The sequence below is a fragment of the Streptomyces sp. NPDC048248 genome (genome assembly GCF_043201875.1).
Taxonomy (GTDB): domain Bacteria; phylum Actinomycetota; class Actinomycetes; order Streptomycetales; family Streptomycetaceae; genus Streptomyces.
This window is the reverse complement of the sequence record NZ_JBICZL010000001.1, coordinates 125,698-142,852: the sequence shown is the minus strand read 5'-3', so window position 1 is coordinate 142,852 and position 17,155 is coordinate 125,698. Positions and strand designations below refer to the sequence as shown.

The following is a 17,155-nucleotide window of genomic DNA, read 5'->3' as shown; positions in this document are numbered from 1 at the left end:
AGTCGTGCGGTTCCGGGGGCTGTGCGTGGGCCGATGTCGCCGTGTGGTGCGCGTGAGCGTCAGCGTCCCTGTGTGTCCCAGTTCGCGAGCACGGCGTCGGCCGCGGCGTGCAGGTGCCGTGCTGATGTGCCGTCACAGACCTGTGTCGAAATACCGAGCAAGAAGCCGTGGATCATTGACGTGAGGCCGTCCACGTCGGTGTCTTCGGCGAGTTCTCCTGAGGCGATGCCGCGTACGATGCACGCCCTGATGCGTGCTCGGTCCGCTGCGCGGCGCGCCGCTACGACCTTTCGCGCTCCGGCCTCGCCCGCTCCCGGTGCCCGGACCGTCCCCGAGAGGGCGACGAGGCATCCGCGAGGGTGGGATGTGTCGGTCTGCATGTTGATCGACCCGTGGAGGAGGCGGGCGATGGCCTCGCGGGGACTTTCCGCCTCGTCGGCCACAACATCGGTGACGCTGCCCGGTCCGGCGATGTAGTGCTCAACGGCCTTCTCGAACAGTCCCTCCTTCGAGCCGAATGCGCCGTAGAGGCTCGCGGAGGACAGCCCTGTGGTCTCGCGGAGCTGGGCCAGCGATGTCGCTTCGTAGCCCTGTTCCCAGAACAGCAGCATCGCGGCCTCCAAGACGGCCTCCATATCGAAGGTGCGGGGACGGCCGACGGGGGACACGGCGAACCTCCTCTATTGCGGACTGACTGGTCCAGTTTGACACCTGTCAGCACGTCGATCAATATCGGATCAGTCAATCCATAACTAGTGGAGGAGTCCGACCCGATGACCACAACGTGCCCCACGCCGGTCCGCGAGCGAGCGCACGAGTCGTTCCCCGTTCCGGCACTGGTGGTGATGGCGTGTACCGGATTCATCGTGATCATGACCGAGACACTGCCGGCGGGGCTGCTCCCGCAGCTCGCCGCCGGACTCGACGTCTCCGGAGGCGGCGCCGGCCAGCTCGTGAGCGCCTACGCGATCGGAACGGTCCTCTCGGCGATACCCGCGATCGCGCTGACGCGCGGGGCACGGCGGAAGCCGCTCCTCCTTGCGGGCCTGCTCGGCTTCCTTGTCGCGAACGCCGTCACCGCGGTATCGCCGTCGTTCCCCGTCGCTCTTGTCGCCCGGTTCGTCGGGGGAGCCTTCTCCGGTCTGCTGTGGGGCATGCTCGCCGGATACGCCCGGCGCATCGCCGCACCTGAGCACGCCGGGCGCGCCCTTGCCATCGCCATGACCGGAACCCCGATCGCACTCTGCGTCGGAACACCACTTGGCGCCTGGCTGGGCTCGACGGTCGGGTGGCGCTGGTCCTTCGCCGCGATGTCACTGCTCAGCGTCATCGTCATGGTCTTCGCAAAGTTCCTCGTGCCCGACGCCCCGGGGCAGTCGGCGCAGACACGCGCTCCGCTCAGCCGAGTGCTGGGCATTCCCGGCGTGGCGACCATCCTCGCCGTCGTATTCGTCTGGATGCTCGCGCACAACCTGCTCTACACCTACATCACTTCCTACCTGCAGCAGATGCGTCTTGCGCTCCGGCCCGACGTCACACTTCTCGTCTTCGGCGTCGCTGCGCTCGGAGGCATCTGGATCACCGGCGTGTTCGTCGACCGCACACTTCGCAGGCTCACCCTGGCGAGTGTGATCCTGTTCATCGTCGCCGGGGCGTTTCTTGCCGCCGCGCAGCAGTCCACTGCGCTCGTGCTGCTCGCGATCGTCCTGTGGGGCCTCGCCTTCGGCGGCTCGGCGACGCAGCTGCAAACAGCCATGGGGGAGGCCGCGGGCGAGAACGCCGATGCGGCGAACGCGATGCTGACGACATCCTTCAACATGGCGATCTTTGCCGGTGGTGCTGTGGGGGCTGTGGTCGTCGATGGCGTGGGCGCACCGGTTCTTCCAGCCGTGATGATCGCTCTCACACTCATGGCGCTCGTCATGGTCGGCTTCGGCCGGCGCGCAGCATTCCCCGCAGGGCGTTGATCGAGAACTGACCGGACCACGCCTCGTAGCTTGTCACGCAGCCATGGACGGGTATGAGGTCCACTGGCGGATTGACGAGTCGGGGGCGAAGTTGGTCTTGGGCTCGGCGTGGGCGTTGTGCCAGCGGATGTAGGCGGCGATGGCGGCGTTCTGCTCCTCGTGGGTGCGGTGGTCGGTGCCGTTGAGGGCGAAGTAGCGCAGGGCTGCGAACTCCGGTCCGACGAGTACGCTTTGTCGGCCAGGACCACGGCCGGTGTCGTTCGAGGTCTGCCGACCTGTCCCGGTACCCGGATCCGTGCCATGAGCGGCTCGGACGCAGGTGCGTCACCGGCCTGGCCCACGGTGAGGGTGGCGAGCGGCCGGCAGTGGCTGTCAGCGGCGAGGTGGATTTTCGTGGTGAGGCCGCCGTGGGGCCGTCCGAGGGCATGATCGTGCGGTTCGCGGTTCGCGGTTCGCGGTTCGCGGCTCGGCTCGCCGGCCGGGGCCCCTTTTGACGGGCCCGGCCGCGTGCTGATGCGCGCGGACGATGGTGGAGTCGACCGGGACGAACCAGTTCAGGTCGCCCTCGGTATCCGCTTGGACCAGCGGAGTGGTGAACACTCTCTCCCAGGTGCCGTTGGCGGCCCAGGACCGCAGCCGGTCGTGAACGCCTTGCCACGATCCGAACCGTTCGGGCAGGTCCATCCACGGTGTTCCTGTGCGGTACTTGAACGCGATCGCGTCGATCACCTGCCGGTGATCACGCCACCGGCCACCCCGGGGAGGTGTCCGGTCCGGCAACAACGGCTCGATGCGTGCCCACTGGGCGTCAGTCAACGACACACATCCGCAGACGATCAGATGATCCGCAGGCAACTTCCCGGCGTGCCTCGCTTGGATCGTTGTGCCGTCGCGGCTACGACCTCTCAACTGAGGGAAGCAAGTTGTGCCATGCGTGTCCGCAGGTGTCTTTGCAGTAGATCTGCCTGCGGCGGGTGTCCGCGACGGAGAACACCGAAACAAGGACACGGAACGCTTTGACGTGCTCGTCGGCGGGGAGGGCCGCAAACCCGTAGCGGGGTGGGTCCATGCAAATCATCACCGAAGGGTTAGCCGTGGGCTTCACTCCGGACCGGGCAACTCCCGCGCGCCCGTCCGCCGTCGTGATGTGCGCTTGCATCACGTAGCCGGCGACTTCTTGCAATACCGCCTGCCCTCCTGCTGGGGAAAGGGCCGAGAACCAGGTTGTCCCATCGTCCAACGTGCGGAGTCCTTGCGCGACCTCGTTGACGACCCGCTCGGCTTCACGCCGTACGGCTCGCCCGTCCTCACTGCTGGTCCCCAACATCTCTCGATCATTCCACTTCGCCTCGGGTCGAGAGCGAGCCAGCTGCATGCAGCACGATTCCTCCCCTGACCAACGCCAATGAGCCACAGGAAACGGCCTAGCGCTGGAGTTGGCGCCGGCGGCGCAGCAAGATTGCGACTTCTCGAAAAAAATCGGCCTTCAGAATGGCGCCGTGAGCGGCCAAACCCGAAGTCGCCGGTATGGCTCGACATCGGAGCTACTCCCAGGCCGCAGAGGGCAGCACAGCCGTTTTTGACCTCACGTCGCCAGGAAATCGGCCGCCCAGGACGTGCGCCTGGCCCCGTGTGGCAAACGAAGAGGGCCCAGCCGCCCGACCCACCGTCACGGCCTTACCGCTGCTCCGCTGCGCCGAGCGCGTCGAGCTGACGGTCGTGCGCACGGCTCAGCAGCAGCACCGACATAGTCGCCCCGATCAGTGCACAGAACATGTCCCACTGCGTGTCCCACACATCGGACTGAGTAGCCAGGAAGTCATTGGTCGCATGTCCGCCGATCAACGCAGCCGCCCACTCGAACATCTCGAAGGCCGCGCTGAAGGCCAGGCAAGCACATACGGTCAGCGGCGCCAGCCAGCGACTGCCGCGCAGCGGCGAGGTCCGGCTGAGCAACTCGCGTACCAGGACGGCGGGTACGAACCCCTGCACGAGGTGCCCGAACCTGTCGTAGGGATTGCGGTCGAGCCCGAGCCATTCCCTCACCCAGTCGCCCAACGGGACCTGCGCATAGGTGTAGTGGCCGCCCACGGCGAGCACCAGCGCGTGCGCGGCGAGCAGACCGTACAGAAGATTCGTGAGCGGGAACCGCCGACGGCTAAGGAGGACCAGCGGCAGACCGACCAGCACCCACACGGTCTCCAGCAGCCACGTCGTTGGGTCGCGCGGGCTCCAGGCAGAGAGCGCCATGGCAGCGACGACGACCACGACGAGGGCAATCGGCAGCGACCGCCGCGGTGCACGCTTCTCGGACACAGAGCGGTCAGAGGGCGAAGTGAGGATGGGCTCGGGCATGGGGGAGGGCTCCTTGGTCCAGATGGAGCCATGTTGCTGGAGCTCGGCGCCGGGGAGCAATGAGTACCCCTACTCATGTCGATCCCGCTTGTAAATTCATGCCGCGCCACTGAACGATCACTTGGCCAACAAGGAGCAACGTCACATCCGCGACCGCGTCCGCTCCTACGTCACCAACCACGTCCTCGATGCGGCCACATCGGCCGACCGGACCTCAGCTGCCATGGCGCAGCCCACTTCGAAGAGGCAGCCTTCAGTGGTGACGCTGCGTTCGATGGGGTGAGGTTCGGCGGCAGTGCCTGGTTCACGAGAGCGGATATTGAAGGAAACGCCGAGTTCAACGGCGTGGAGTTCAGCGGCGAGGCTCGGTTTGAGGGGGCGCACGTGGGCGGCGGCGCCTCGTTCGAGCGGGCCACCTTCGACGCTGGTGCCTGGTTCCTCCGGACCGACATAGCCGCCACCGCCGTGTTCGGCGGAGCGAAGTTCAATGGGGAGGCATCGTTCATCGGCGCGAGGCTCGGCATGGCGACGATGCCACATCTCATTCTCCGCGTCGCCGCGTCACGGAGCGGGGCTCGGCTGGGAGCGCCGCGCGGTGGCTGGCGCGCCTGGCCGTGCTTGCGGCCATCGGTGCGGTGGTCGTGCTTCTCCTCGCGCTCGGAGAGGGCGGGCTGGTGGTCATCGGGGCCGGTTTCCTCGGCCTGGTGATCTGCGGCATCGGCATCTGGTGGTTCGTGGCGCACCGCGGCTCGGTGCGGTTGCTCGGTGCGCTTCTCGCGGTCGCGGCACCCGTCGCCGTCGTCGTGCTCCTGGCATACGACGGGCTGTGGGTGACGGCTCTGGCCCTGTCCCTGTGCTGGGGTGTGGCGTTGGCCTGCGCCCGGGCTGCGCTGCGCAGAGCGCGCCCGGAGAGGCCGATGCGGGCGATCGCCGTGTCCCCGCCGAAACGGCCGGTCCTGATCATGAACCCGAAATCCGGCGGCGGGAAGGTCGGCCGCTTCGGGCTGGTCGAAAGGGCAGAAGAGCTGGGCGCACGGGTGATCCTGCTCGACCCGTCCGCCCCGGCCGACGTCGCCGCGCTGGCCCGACGGGCCGTCGCCGAGGGGGCGGACCTGCTCGGCGTCGCGGGGCGGCGACGGCACTCAGGCCCTGGTCGCGGCGGTCGCCGCCGCGCACGACCTGCCGTTCCTCGTGGTCTCCGCCGGCACTCGTAACCGCTTCGCCTTGGACTTGGGCCTCGACCGCTCCGACCCCTCCCGTTGCCTCGACGCCCTGACCGATGGCGAGGAGCTCAGGGTCGACCTCGGTGACGTCGCCGGCCGTGCCTTCGTCAACACCGTGTCGTTCGGGGTGTACGCCGATGTCGTGCAACGTCCCGAGTACCGCGACGACAAGGCGGGCACGGCCCTGACCTCATGCCGGACCTGCTGCTCGGCGAACACCTGCGCCGGCTCGACGCACGCATCGACGGCACGGAGCTCTCGTCCCAGCAGGCGCTGCTGGTCAGCAACAACCCGTACGCCTGACGAGCTCGGTGGCGGAGGCCGCCGGCCCCGGCTCGACGGCGGCGAACTGGGGGTGCTGAGCATCCGGGTGGAGGATGCGGCGCAGGCCACCAACCTCGCCGTTCGGGGCTCGCAATCCGCAGGGCCGACCGTCCCGACCGCGCAGCGCGTCAACGTGACCGTCGACATGGACGAGATGCCGGTGGCGGTCGACGGCGAGGCGTTGCGGATGCCCACCCTGGTCGTGTGCACACTGCGGCCAGGTGCGCTGCGGGTCCTGCTACCGCGCGACCGCCCAGGCGTCGTCGCACCCGCACCGCCCGTCAACTGGCGACGCATCATCGACCTCGCGTTCGGCCGCACCGGGCGGACCACCGCTGAGCGGACCCGCAGCTGAACGGCCCCAGGAGCTCGCCCGTGCATCAGCCACCCCCCTCGACGCCGTCGGAACCAGTGGCTCTCCGAACGCCGCCGATCCACGGTGAGCGCCTTCATCGCCGCGGGCGCGTCAGCTCTCCTCCTCGGTTTCGACGGCGACTGGTGCAGATCTCGGGCGCGGATCTGTCCGTTCTGCTGCTGCTCGCCTATCTCTTGCCCTATCTCCTGATCACGGGCGTCACCTTCTCGACCGCATCCCCGGAGCGGGTGCGCACCTGGGCGCGTCGTTCGACGCGGGGCACGGTGCTCCAGCGCTACGTCAACGGCACGGCGCCCGGACCGGGTGTTTCCCTCTTCATCGCCGCTGCCGCGCTCGGGCCCGCCACCCGTGGGAGGCCCGGATACACGCACGAAGTGCGCAGTCATCCCTCATCCAGCCCCTCCCCGGTCGCGACCGGGACGTTTCGATCCGGGTCTATTCACCGAGGAGGAAGGGCCTCAGCCCTGGGACGAATACTTCGGCGTCTCCACGCCGCAGCTCTCGCTCCAGGCGATGTTCAACCAGCCGCCGCCACTCGGAAGGGCGGAACACGGAAGCCTGGCGGTGCGCTGGCATGTTTCGCCGGCGGCGCCGTGGTCGACAACTTGTTCGAGTTCTCCGACAAAGAGATCGTCGCTCGGTTCGCTACGGACCTGCTTTCGGTCTACCCCCAGCTCGAAGGGAAGCTAGGGGAAGAGATCGTGCGACGGCTCTATCGTGTGGTGCCTTCTGTGCTCCCGGAAGGCGCGAATCGCTGCCGACGCTGCGCAACCCCCTCGGGCCGATCCACCTGGCCGGCGATTACCAGCTCGACATGCCTTCGCTGGCTGACGCAGCGATCTCGGGCGAGAACGCGGCGAAGGCAGTTCTTGCGAGTTTGAGGCGCTGACCTCGATCCCGGCTGCCGGGGTTCTGCTGACGGGCGGACCCTCCAACCCGCCTCGCTCGACATGGAGACGCACACCTTCCAGACGTGGTGAGCGAGAGTTCGCGGGGCTCAGCGCCTGACGAAATCTAAGAATTCGTCCCAGGCGACCTGCGGGAAGGCCAGGACTGCATCCCCCGGGCGATTGGAGTCCCGGACCTTGACCTCGGCCGGGTCGTTATCGGCGACTTCGACGCAGTTGTCAGACTTGGTGTAGGTGCTGGTGTGCCAGTTCGGCGTTTCAGTCACGATTTCCTCTTCGCTGGCGGTCGAAGTGATCGATGGAAGTCAGGATGAGGTCCCTGGCAGCCTGGCCGTAGACGGCGGACTGGCGATGAAGGGCAAATGCCTTGCGGTACAGCTCGATTTCTCTCGGCTGCGTCACGGACATCTCTGCGGAGAGGACCTCCACCATGACGAGTTTGTCGTCAAACATCGAGAAGCCGTGCCCGAGCCAAAGGGCGAGGCGGGCGGATCGCGGCACGATGCCAAGGCTGAGCCGTGGGAGCGCCAACACGGACAGGAGCCGGTCCAGTTGTGCCCTCATGACCTCGGATCCGCCGTGGTTTGAGTAGAGGGCCTGCTCGCCGAGGAGCACGTTGAAGATCCGGTTGCCCTCGTAGAGGTACTTCTGTCGTTCGAGGCGCTTGGCCACTGCCGCCTCCGTGTCAGGTGGGCTTTCGTGGAAGCCCGATACCTCGTCGAAGATGGCCTCGGCGTAGTCGGCGGTTTGGATGGTGCCCCAGATGACATTGGGCTCCCAGATCCTGAACACCTTGGTCTTCTGGTAGAGCGGCAGCGATCTTCTCTGTCGGTTCGCGGCCCCGTCCTGGAGCTGTCGGCGCCACTCCATCCACATCTCGTCGATGTGGCGAACTGTGGCAACCAGGTCGGGGAGGTCGGCTTCGTGCCCTGTCGAGCGGCACCAGAGGCGGATGTCCTCCTCGCTCGCATTCTGCTTGCCGTTCTCGATACGCGAGACCTTGGATTCCTGCCAGCCTGCGGCTGCGGCGAAGGCGCGGCCGCTGCTGTACCCCGCGTCCTTGCGGAATCCACGCAGCCGGGCCCCCAACGCCTCGCGTGTCTCTTGTGTTTGGTCGCTCATGAAACGGTCAGGGCGTGTACTCGGAGTGCTGGATGGCCAAAGCCCAGAGCAGGTCTCGCACGCGCACGCATTCGGCGACCGTCTCGGGATCATCGATCATTTCGGACCCGAGGACCCTCCCAGTGTCGTCGAAGTGCCCCACGGCCAGGAGTTTGTCATCGAAGAGCCACCAGTCATTGCCCTCCACCGGGAAGGCCAGTTCGGGCAGCTTGTGGCGCGGTAGCCATCGGATGTCCTCGCCGACCTCCACGTTGACGTGGGCAGTGGCGTACTCCCAGTGGATGTAGGAGCTATGGGGCTCGGTGACGACCCGCACCCGGCGCACTGTCTTCCCGGAGTTGGTGACGCGCTTCATGAGCTGTGTCCACGGCGCCATGAAGGCGTTGTCGACTGTTCCGCGGAGCCAGCTCTCGTACGGGCCGTCTTCTGCCGGTACTGAGTAGTCGTCCCTCAGTTCCAGGTGGAAGGCGTCGTGCCCGAAGCTTTCAAAGAGCTGGTTGCGCTCCGCGCTGGAGATCAGCTCCACGTGGTTCCTCCAGTAGGGCGGTGATCGCGGCCTTGGAGACCTCGACCACGCTCTCGTAGTCCGGAATCGACATCTGCGCCAATGCCTCGCGGTCGGTTACCGCCCGGCCCTGGACAACGTACGTACCGCCGGGTGTGAGGACCATGAGGGGGTCCTCAAGGCGCTTGAACTCGCCAGGCGGGAGGCCGTCCTTCTCCAGGTGCTCGAACAGTTCGATGGGTACCTCCACGGCCGTCTCGCCCTCGGAAAGGGTGAGCTGCAGCAGCAGATCGTTTGCGAAGATCTTCCACCCCTGGACGAGGTAGGTGTCTCGGTCGGTGGCGTAGAGGGTCGGGCAGTCGCCCGCTTGGGAGTTCTTACCAAGGAACCGTAGCTTCATGGCCGTTCTCCTGTCGTCCGCCTTGCACAAAATTGCGCGACAAGCCGATGGTCGAGGAGCCATTCGAGCCCGTCAAAGGACCTGCTGCAAACTCGCGCAATTTGTTTGGGAGTTGGTCGTCAAGAGCTCTACCTTCGTGTCGACCGAGAAGCCAAGGCAGCCGCAAACCATGCGGTACCGAGGGGAGATGCGTGGTGCCCACCGTGACTGACGAAGCCGAAATCCGGAGCATTGACGACCGGCCGATCGATGAGGAGCTGATCGGGGACAGCGTCGACACCGCCCTCGGCATGGCGCTGAGCACCTCGACGCGTGCGGACATCGATTGGTGGACCGCTGCCCTGATCGGGCACCTCAATCTGCTCCTCGGCGAGGAGCTGGGCGCGGACAACGACCCGAAGGTCAAGTCGCTGTTCTCCGAGGCGTACAAGCTCCTGGATCTGAATCACCGGCCCACGGACGAGACGCCGGCCTTCAGCGCGTTCAGCTACTTGCGTCAGACGGGCCTGCTGACGAGCCGCTTCCTGACCGTCTACTCACAGAGGAGTCGGACGGATGCCGGGTGATTTCGCGCCGGCAGCAAGTGGCTTACGTCCTGGCGCTCCTGGCCATCGTGTCGCCTCTGGCTGTTGGCGTAGCAGCGAAGGAGGCCCCCGACGTCCCCTCGGTTGGCGTCAGTGGGTCTTCCAGGGCCTCCTTAATCCTCGCGGCTTCGCCTGTTGGCATCGCGCTCTGGCTCGTGAACCGATGATCTTCCGCCCCCGAGGTGACCTCTGCCGGCTCCCGGGTGCGGGCCTATGCCCTCGCGGGGCGGAATCCAGCTCCCATCCCGGCCGGCCAGTACCCCGAAAAAGGACAGTCCGGTCCGGGCTGGGTGGTAGTGCACGACGGCGCGGAGATCAACTCTCCGCACAGCACATGCGCAAGAAGGAAGACCCGTGCAGAACCTCTACAGCTGCAAGCCCACTGCGTCGCTGACCCAGAAGCGACATGGAGTACTTCACCGAGGGGTGCGCGTCGCTGCCGCGGCACGTTCGACCACTTTTCGATGACGCATCACGTCGAGTGCGTGGCGATCCTTGAACCGCTCGCGAAGGGTTCCTGACCTGCGCTTTCGCGTGTGCGCATTATGCGTGGTGTGGGCGTTACGGGTGATGTCGTTTCGTGCCCCCAGGCGGACGGCGGATGCGGATTTTGATCCCGCAGGCGCAGGCGCGAGAGTGCCCCGGTTCGTCACCCTGGATGCTGACGCACGAGGAAGGCTTGTTCTGCCAGTGCACCGCCGCACACCGCACGACCCTTCGCTTCTGCCGACACGACTTGCACCGCCCGTGCGGGGGCGGCAAGAAAGGACATGGCGATGAACCATCTGGCTACTCGGCCCATCGCCTCGTACCCGACGTACGCCGAGGCGGAACGCGCTGTCGACTACCTCTCCGACCAGGGGTTTCCCGTGAGGAGGGTGGCGATCATCGGCCACGACGTACGCCTGGTGGAGCAAGTCGTCGGCCGACTGAACTATGGCAGGGCCGCGCTCCACGGCGCGGCTGCCGGTGCGGTTCCTGGCGCCCTCATCGGCTGGATTTTCGGCCTGCTGGACTGGCTCAATCCAGTCGTTGCCGGGGTGCTGCTCGCCCTCTACGGACTCATCTTCGGAGCCATCGTCGGAGCCGTGCTCGGGCTCATCACGTACGCCCTCCAGGGTGGCCGCCGGGATTTCGCCTCTGTGAGCACGATGCAGCCGAGCCTGTACGAGGTTGTGGCGGAGGAGGAAGTCGCCGATGAGGCCGCCCGGCTGATCGCCAGACCGGACGGGGGACGCAGTACGTCCGAATCCGAAAACGACCGACACTAGAGAGGTCAAGGAGGTTATGGGTGATGACCGCAGCCGTCCGACGACACCAGGCCCCCGGACCGCTGGAACGCCCGCTCGGCTGGACCCCATCCCTTGGCGGAATTGGACGAGCTGCTCAACAAGACGAGTGGTCCTCGAGTCCACCCTCGAAGTAGCGCCCAGGGCAGGCGTCACCGCGTGGACGCCGTTCGCGGGCGTGGCGGAAAGAGGAAGGACATCGACGTCGAGGTTAGCGGCCAGGACCTGGTCGTCACCGGGGAGATCAAGGAAACGTGAGCGCAAGGGCGCCCCGCGTCGGAGCGCCCGTCGCTTCTCACGGTCACCGTGCGGGTCGCGAAGCCTCGTCGCGTGGAGATCACCGCGCACAGCGGCGGCTGGCACGGGCGGCCGGGCTCTCGCCCGTGGTAGCACCGGGCCCCCGCAGGGGCCGGTGGCCACCGCGGTCGGAGGAAGGACCAGGAGATGGTTGAGACAGGATTTTCCTCGTTCAACACGATGGTGGACAAGGCCAATCGGCTCCTCAGGGACATTGAGGAGGTCTATGGGTGGCCCAAAGAGCGCCGGAAACAGTCGTATGCGGCCCTGCGAGCAGTCCTGCACCCGCTGCGGGACCGCCTGTCGGTTGATGAGACCGCGCAGTTCGCAGCACAGCTCCCGACGCTGGTGCGCGGCGTCTACTACGATGGGTGGAAGCCCTCGGAGACGCCCGTGAAGATGGATAGCGCGGAATTCCTCGGACGCGTCCGACGCGACTTTCCGTACGCGATCGAGGGCGGCACCGAGCAGCTGGTGCGCACGGTTCTGCAGGTGCTCAAGAACCACGTAAGCGAAGGCGAGTGGGAGGACATCAGAGCCGGTGTGCCCAGGTCGCTGGCTGCCGTCCTGCCGTAGGAATCAGAGCAGGCCGTAGGAAACTCAGAGCAGGAGATCGAAGACTGCCCGGACTTGGCCCCAGTGCATGGCTCTGCCGGTTCTTGAGGTCCGGATGCAGGATCTTGAACGTCTGGGCGAGCGGCCAGGCTTAGCCCGGCGATGATCTCCGGGTACGCCGACTTCGTCTCCTCGTCGGGCTCGCGGTCCAGGGCCGGGTGGCGAGCTGATTGATGGGCGCGGTACCCACCGCCCCATCCCGGGCAACCAGGCCATTTGCTGCACTACGTATCAGATGCTCCCTCCTGTGGGGGCAGATCTGCGGGTGATCCGTGAGAGGGAGCCACAGTTCATGGGCGGCGTAATCCACGATCTTGGCGACGCGGCCGGGCCGGTCCGTGAGACGGCGGCTGTCTCCACCGGCACCCTCCCCAGTGCGGAAGCGGTGGATGACGCGCTGTCTGCGGCCTACGCGCTGTTTCGGGGCGACACCTCGGGGCGCGTCGCGAACTACATCCCCGCGCTGGCCGAGGCTGATCCGCGCCTGTTCGGGCTCAGTGTCGTCGACGTGCAAGGAAGTGTTCGCCAGGCTGGTGACGCCGGCCATCCGTTCTCCATCCAGTCCATTTCGAAGGCATTTGTGTTCGCCCTGGTGGGCCAGGCCCTCGGGCACGACACGGTCCGGCGGCGGGTGGGGGTCAACAACACCGGCCTGCCGTTCAACTCCATCCTGGCCATCGAACTCAATCGGGGCAGCCCGATGAATCCGATGGTCAATGCCGGCGCACTCGCCACCACGAGCCTGGCCCCGGGGGCGGAGGCCGCCCAGCGGTGGGATTTCATCCAGCACGGACTCTCGCGGTTCGCCGGCCGTGAACTCGACCTGGACATGCGGGTGTACGAGTCGGAGGCTGCCTCCAATCAGCGCAACGAGTCGATCGCCCGGCTGCTCGACAGTTACGAGCGCCTCGGCTGGGATCCGATCGAGACCACGGACGTCTACACCAAGCAGTGCTCCCTCTCGGTGACCACCTGCGACCTGGCTATCATGGGGGCCACCCTCGCCGACGGCGGGGTCAATCCCCTCACCGGCGACCAGGTCGTCGACGCCGGAACATGCCGCGACACTCTGGCCGCGCTGGCCACCTCCGGGCTCTATGAGCGCAGCGGCGACTGGCTCTACGAGATCGGCATGCCGGGCAAGAGCGGGGTGTCCGGTGGCATCCTGACCGTGGCTCCTGGCAAGGGCGGGCTGGCCGTGTTCTCCCCTGGTCTGGACCCGGCCGGCAACAGCGTCCGCGGACAACGAGCGACCCACTACCTCTCTGGCGCGCTGGGCCTCAACCTCTTCGCATCCGCCCCGTACTTGAGATCCGAAGACTGAGAGGGCGTTTGGCGTGGGCGAATTTCTCCTTGCGCCCTCGCAGGTTCCTCGCCATGTTGGCGAGGTCTCGTCCGTTATGCGCTCGGCGGGGTTGTCGACACTCCGTCCCACTATCCAGTGAGCGTTTTCCAACCTGATGCGGGCAACGGCAGTCTGGCAAGGTGACGAGGCCAACGCAGCTGCATTTGCAGATCACCGCCGATCCTTCCGGCCGTTCACCGCCCTGCCCGGAGTCGCCCGCCCGATGTCACCCACCGGGGCGGAAATCTGGTCGCACCCCCCGCACCTGGTGGGGAGCCAGCGTGTCACGCGGCGTTGACGTTACCTCGGAGGGATCCTGTGGGCACTTACGTGCGTAGGAACAGCCGACGAAAAGGGCCCAGTCATGCGGATGTCACCCCAGGGCCTTACGGTCGTAGCTCTCCTGGCGGATCCGGATGGGCCGACGGAGATCGCGCGGCACATGGCCCAGTTGCTTCCCACTCGGCTTGCCGACAAGTCAGGCCAGGGACGGCGGTTCGACGTCGAGGTGGTCAGCGAGCCCTTCACCTCAGGGACCGAGGACCCGCCCACCTTGATGCGCCGGATCATGGACCGCGGAAGTGCGGAGAATTGGGATATCGTCGTGGCCCTCACGGACCTTCCACTGCACTCACACGGGCGCAAGCTCGTTGTGGATCTGAGTCATGAACACGGCTTGGCGCTGCTGTCCCTTCCTCCGCTGGGGGGCTTGCGGCTGCAGACGAGGGCTCGGCGGGCTGTGGAAGAAGTCGTGCTTGGTTTGATGGGCTCACCGGCCACTGGGGCCGATGAACTGCCGCAAAGTCAGCCGCTATTGGGGCCGTTCGTGGGTCGTCTCACGCCCATCCACCCGAGCCCGGTCGATGAGGAGGGGACCGCTGATCTTCGGTACGTCGTTAGCGGGCCGCGCGGTTACTTGAGGGTCCTCGTCGGTATGGTCCGCGCCAACCGGCCATGGCGGTTGGTGCCGGGCCTGTCGAAAGCCCTGGCGGCGGCACTCGCCACGGGGGCCGTCGCCACCGTGAACTCCACCACCTGGATCCTGGCCGACGCCCTGAGCACGGTGCGTCTCGTGATCGCCATGGTCGGGTCTGTCGGGCTCATGATCGGCTGGCTGATCGTAGACGGGGAACTGTGGCATCGATCAACTGAGGTCTCGCGGGAGGCGAGGCAGACAGCGAGGCTCTACAACGCCTCGACGGTCATGACCGTGGGTATCGGGGTGCTCGTCTGCTACGGGGGCTTGATTGTCATCAACTTGGTGTGGGCGCTGTTCATCGTCAATGACCGAGTGCTGGCTTCCATGACAGGAACCCCGAGGCACGCCACGGAGTACTTGACGCTGTCCTGGTTCGTCGCTTCGGTCGCCACCGCGGGCGGCGCTCTGGGATCAGGCTTGGAGAGCGACGAGGCGATCCGGGCAGCCGCCTACTCCAAGCGTGAACAGGGACGGCGCCACATGCTTCAAGACGTCAACGGTGACTAGCCTTCGGAATGAACCGAGACCGGCGCGAATCGCTCAGGGGCGCGTGCCAGCATCGTTGCTCACCGCCGGCGGGCATGCCCGGAGTTCGGGCTACACACGCACCCGTTAGAGCACACCGTTGATCACCCTCTCGGCTTAGGGACGCTCTACGTCTCGCCCTCCAGCTCTTCCCGCGCTTTCTTCTCCTCTCGCAGCTTCTGCCACCGCTGGCGCTGACGCTTGCCATACGCTGCGTTGCGGACGGTGCCATTGTCTTCGAGTCCGGATCCGAATGCGCCCCCAACCATGCCCATAGAGCTGACAAACCAGGCGAGCACGGCGTAGTCGTGGACTGTTGCGTCTTGCCTGATAACCATGCCGAAGACCGGCGGGGTCAGGGTGAGCTTGGAGACGCCGAAGAGGGCGAAGAACAGAACCACGTAGAGGGAGAGCACACCGAAGGTGATCGTCACGCAGGTGACTGTGTTGTAGAGGCGGGAGAAGGAGCGGGAGAGCGAACCGTGCGGGCGTTCCCAGAGTTCGTGATCGATAATGATCCATCCCGTGAGGGCGAGGAGGGACGCAACAGAAGCCCCGCTCAGGCGCCCCACATCCATGCCCGAGGAGATGGTCCAGGTCGAGCTGTTGATCAGGCCGAAGGCGGCGGTGGCGAAGACACCGGCCAGCGCGCGGGAGAGGGTGGTGAAGAGGCGCCAGGGCCTGTTGGCCCGCACCATACCGGTGACGAGGCTCAGATGGCCGCGTAGGCCGGGCACGATGAAGCGTTCCAGGCCATCCTCGCCGGTCCTCGAAGTGTCGAGCCAGCCAGCTTCCTCCGGGGACGGAGCGCGATCGGTATGTTCCCGGGTGAGCATGCCGACGACATCCGTGACGACGCGCCGGGCGCGCTGTCGCATCCGCCAGGAGCCGAGCGCGGGCAGGGACACCAGCGCGAAGCGGCCCGCCGGGCTCAACTCGACGCTGACCGGGTGCAGGCCGTCCCGTCGAGGCAGATCGGTGAGGAAGACTCCGGCCTCCCAGTCGCCCTCAGGGAGGAATGGGCGTACGACGTCGGTTACGGAGGAGACGTTCAGTTGCTCGTCCGCGACCAGGGGTGCCGTGCGCGCCGTCACCCGCCAGTCGACGTCGGCGCGGACCCGCCGCCTCAGTTGCGGGGGCAGCTTGGCAGCCAGTTCCTGGGCGATCTCCGACGCCACTCCGGGGTCGGCGACCAGCACGATCCGCACCGCGTGTGCCGCGGCGGCAGGCAGGGAATCTGTCACAGTCTCAATCCGGTCGGGGGCAGGCGCGACGGCTTTTTAGCCCAAGGTCTCGTTGTAACGCCCCCCTATGCGGCGGTCGAGCGCGACAGGCGCCTTGGCACCCGGCGTCCCCCGATCAGGCCTTGTGGAACCGGCGCGGCCCCAGGATGGTCGGCGGCGCAGAAGACATGGATGGAGGGGTGGGGGGCCTCGCCCGACACCTCCGAGGTGATCGAGCACATCGGCTCAGCCAACCGCCACGCCGACTTGAGGGCATCGACCTGCTCGCGCAGTCCCCGATAGCGGGCAGTCTGCGCGACCTGATCCGCGCCGTCCAGAAGGTCGACAACCAGCCCCTGTGGGTTGCGGCGGGCGCCTGTACCAAAGGGAGCGGAGCTCTGGGAAAGCTGCTATTGGAACGTGCGCTGAGCGAGCCCGAGATCCTTGGCACGTTGATGCACGACGTTATGTGGGACCCGTGGGTCTGCGGCGGAGGCTTCGCGCCGACCCTCGGGATGGGCGCGACGACGACGCGTGATTGCAGCGCTGGAGCCCAGGGCGTACGGACGCCCTTGAGGGGTTCGTGATCGCCAGGCGGAGGCCCCTGAACCCAATCGCATGGCTACTGCCGGTCTCCGGGTGTGGTCCTCAAACGCGCTGGCACACGCGTATGCGTTCTGCGCGATTCCGTAGAGTTTTGCCAGGGGGCATCCTCAAGGCATGGGTGTCGAACTGGGCGCTCGCCTTCGATCTCTTCCCTGTCTACTTCCTGTTGCTGTTGCCCCGACGGCCGGTTGCGTTTCGCTGTGGCGGATCTGGCGTGGATCGTGGGCGGCTGCGCGGGCTGGGTGCTCCTGTTCTCGGCCTTGTCTCGGGGCGGTCAACCGTCAGTACTTCCCGGTCGTGACCGCCCCCCTTGGCAGCCCGCAGGTTCCGTTTGCAGACACGGCGAACGAAGGGACGCTGGCGTTCTGGAGAAACGCGCGTACCTCTACCTTGGCGCCGTCACGCTCGCTACCCTCGCGATCTGGCTCCGAACATGACCCGAGAAACTGATAGGCCGTTTCGATACTCGAAGATCGGCCTACCTGGTCGGAGTCCATTAGCGGGCACTGGTC

16 protein-coding genes and 1 pseudogene are annotated in these 17,155 nt (G+C 66.5%); 8 read left to right on the top strand and 9 right to left on the bottom strand.

Annotated features, from left to right (window positions below; translation table 11 throughout):
• Positions 1-59: 59 nt before the first annotated feature.
• Positions 60-668, bottom strand: coding sequence for a TetR/AcrR family transcriptional regulator (locus ACGFZW_RS00720; protein WP_393890800.1), 609 nt, complete (start codon positions 666-668; stop codon positions 60-62).
• Positions 669-773: 105 nt separating this feature from the next.
• Between ACGFZW_RS00720 and ACGFZW_RS00715 the strand changes: the two genes are divergently transcribed.
• The gene (locus tag ACGFZW_RS00715) at positions 774-1,967 is read left to right on the top strand and encodes an MFS transporter (RefSeq protein WP_393890799.1); all 1,194 of its coding nucleotides are present in this window, start codon (positions 774-776) and stop codon (positions 1,965-1,967) included.
• A gap of 372 nt (positions 1,968-2,339) precedes the next feature.
• Here the strand turns inward: ACGFZW_RS00715 and ACGFZW_RS00710 are convergent, their stop codons facing one another.
• The 3 genes from ACGFZW_RS00710 to ACGFZW_RS00700 form a co-directional block, all read right to left on the bottom strand.
• Complete coding sequence (locus ACGFZW_RS00710) at positions 2,340-2,789, bottom strand: IS5 family transposase (RefSeq protein WP_393890798.1); 450 nt, start codon at positions 2,787-2,789, stop codon at positions 2,340-2,342.
• A gap of 73 nt (positions 2,790-2,862) precedes the next feature.
• Positions 2,863-3,294, bottom strand: a complete 432-nt coding sequence (locus ACGFZW_RS00705) for a DUF5958 family protein (protein WP_393890797.1) — start codon at positions 3,292-3,294, stop codon at positions 2,863-2,865.
• Between the two features lie 350 nt (positions 3,295-3,644).
• Entirely contained in the window at positions 3,645-4,322 is a 678-nt protein-coding gene (locus tag ACGFZW_RS00700) for a DUF2238 domain-containing protein (RefSeq protein WP_393890796.1), read from the bottom strand.
• A 75-nt stretch (positions 4,323-4,397) separates the two neighbouring features.
• Between ACGFZW_RS00700 and ACGFZW_RS00695 the strand changes: the two genes are divergently transcribed.
• Both ACGFZW_RS00695 and ACGFZW_RS00690 read left to right on the top strand, forming a co-directional pair.
• Complete coding sequence (locus ACGFZW_RS00695) at positions 4,398-5,030, top strand: pentapeptide repeat-containing protein (RefSeq protein WP_393890795.1); 633 nt, start codon at positions 4,398-4,400, stop codon at positions 5,028-5,030.
• A pseudogene (locus ACGFZW_RS00690) lies at positions 4,922-6,224 on the top strand (diacylglycerol/lipid kinase family protein). Before ACGFZW_RS00695 ends, ACGFZW_RS00690 begins: the two are co-directional and overlap by 109 nt.
• Before the next feature lie 1,018 nt (positions 6,225-7,242).
• On the opposite strand, the gene ACGFZW_RS00685 reads toward ACGFZW_RS00690, so the two are convergent.
• Genes ACGFZW_RS00685 through ACGFZW_RS00670 form a run of 4 tightly spaced genes read right to left on the bottom strand, consistent with a single transcriptional unit; the run spans position 7,243 to position 9,180 of the window.
• Positions 7,243-7,419, bottom strand: coding sequence for a DUF397 domain-containing protein (locus tag ACGFZW_RS00685; protein WP_393890794.1), 177 nt, complete (start codon positions 7,417-7,419; stop codon positions 7,243-7,245).
• On the bottom strand, positions 7,412-8,275 hold the full coding sequence (locus ACGFZW_RS00680; protein WP_393890793.1) for a helix-turn-helix domain-containing protein: 864 nt from the start codon (positions 8,273-8,275) through the stop codon (positions 7,412-7,414). Before ACGFZW_RS00680 ends, ACGFZW_RS00685 begins: the two co-directional genes overlap by 8 nt.
• Positions 8,276-8,282: 7 nt before the next feature.
• Complete coding sequence (locus ACGFZW_RS00675) at positions 8,283-8,801, bottom strand: DUF6879 family protein (RefSeq protein ID WP_393890792.1); 519 nt, start codon at positions 8,799-8,801, stop codon at positions 8,283-8,285.
• Complete coding sequence (locus ACGFZW_RS00670; protein WP_393890791.1) at positions 8,761-9,180, bottom strand: hypothetical protein; 420 nt, start codon at positions 9,178-9,180, stop codon at positions 8,761-8,763. The genes ACGFZW_RS00675 and ACGFZW_RS00670 overlap by 41 nt, the downstream gene beginning before the upstream one ends.
• A 203-nt stretch (positions 9,181-9,383) precedes the next feature.
• Between ACGFZW_RS00670 and ACGFZW_RS00665 the strand changes: the two genes are divergently transcribed.
• The 5 genes from ACGFZW_RS00665 to ACGFZW_RS00645 all read left to right on the top strand — a co-directional run bounded on the left by ACGFZW_RS00665 (position 9,384) and on the right by ACGFZW_RS00645 (position 14,796).
• Positions 9,384-9,746 carry a hypothetical protein gene (locus tag ACGFZW_RS00665; protein WP_393890790.1) on the top strand — a complete coding sequence of 121 codons (363 nt, stop codon included), beginning with the start codon at positions 9,384-9,386 and terminating at the stop codon, positions 9,744-9,746.
• A 794-nt stretch (positions 9,747-10,540) separates the two neighbouring features.
• Positions 10,541-11,035 carry a general stress protein gene (locus ACGFZW_RS00660; RefSeq protein ID WP_393890789.1) on the top strand — a complete coding sequence of 165 codons (495 nt, stop codon included), beginning with the start codon at positions 10,541-10,543 and terminating at the stop codon, positions 11,033-11,035.
• A gap of 462 nt (positions 11,036-11,497) precedes the next feature.
• A complete protein-coding gene (locus ACGFZW_RS00655) occupies positions 11,498-11,926 on the top strand; it encodes a DUF2267 domain-containing protein (protein WP_393890788.1) in 429 nt (142 codons plus the stop codon).
• A 286-nt stretch (positions 11,927-12,212) separates the two neighbouring features.
• Positions 12,213-13,289: a glutaminase A gene (gene glsA, locus ACGFZW_RS00650; protein WP_393890787.1), complete on the top strand. Its 1,077-nt coding sequence runs from the start codon at positions 12,213-12,215 to the stop codon at positions 13,287-13,289.
• Between the two features lie 385 nt (positions 13,290-13,674).
• Complete coding sequence (locus tag ACGFZW_RS00645; RefSeq protein ID WP_393890786.1) at positions 13,675-14,796, top strand: hypothetical protein; 1,122 nt, start codon at positions 13,675-13,677, stop codon at positions 14,794-14,796.
• A 146-nt stretch (positions 14,797-14,942) separates the two neighbouring features.
• On the opposite strand, the gene ACGFZW_RS00640 is transcribed toward ACGFZW_RS00645, so the two are convergent.
• Positions 14,943-16,058, bottom strand: a complete 1,116-nt coding sequence (locus ACGFZW_RS00640; protein WP_393890785.1) for a hypothetical protein — start codon at positions 16,056-16,058, stop codon at positions 14,943-14,945.
• Positions 16,059-17,155 lie beyond the last annotated feature (1,097 nt).

What these genes read in the sequence shown, in the direction of transcription:
- ACGFZW_RS00715 (WP_393890799.1), top strand. Translation starts at nt 774, where the DNA reads ATGACCACAACGTGCCCCACGCCGGTCCGCGAGCGAGCGCACGAGTCG.
- ACGFZW_RS00705 (WP_393890797.1), bottom strand. Translation starts at nt 3,294, where the DNA reads ATGTTGGGGACCAGCAGTGAGGACGGGCGAGCCGTACGGCGTGAAGCC.
- ACGFZW_RS00700 (WP_393890796.1), bottom strand. Translation starts at nt 4,322, where the DNA reads ATGCCCGAGCCCATCCTCACTTCGCCCTCTGACCGCTCTGTGTCCGAG.
- ACGFZW_RS00695 (WP_393890795.1), top strand. Translation starts at nt 4,398, where the DNA reads ATGTCGATCCCGCTTGTAAATTCATGCCGCGCCACTGAACGATCACTT.
- ACGFZW_RS00680 (WP_393890793.1), bottom strand. Translation starts at nt 8,275, where the DNA reads ATGAGCGACCAAACACAAGAGACACGCGAGGCGTTGGGGGCCCGGCTG.
- ACGFZW_RS00670 (WP_393890791.1), bottom strand. Translation starts at nt 9,180, where the DNA reads ATGAAGCTACGGTTCCTTGGTAAGAACTCCCAAGCGGGCGACTGCCCG.
- ACGFZW_RS00660 (WP_393890789.1), top strand. Translation starts at nt 10,541, where the DNA reads ATGAACCATCTGGCTACTCGGCCCATCGCCTCGTACCCGACGTACGCC.
- ACGFZW_RS00655 (WP_393890788.1), top strand. Translation starts at nt 11,498, where the DNA reads ATGGTTGAGACAGGATTTTCCTCGTTCAACACGATGGTGGACAAGGCC.
- ACGFZW_RS00645 (WP_393890786.1), top strand. Translation starts at nt 13,675, where the DNA reads ATGCGGATGTCACCCCAGGGCCTTACGGTCGTAGCTCTCCTGGCGGAT.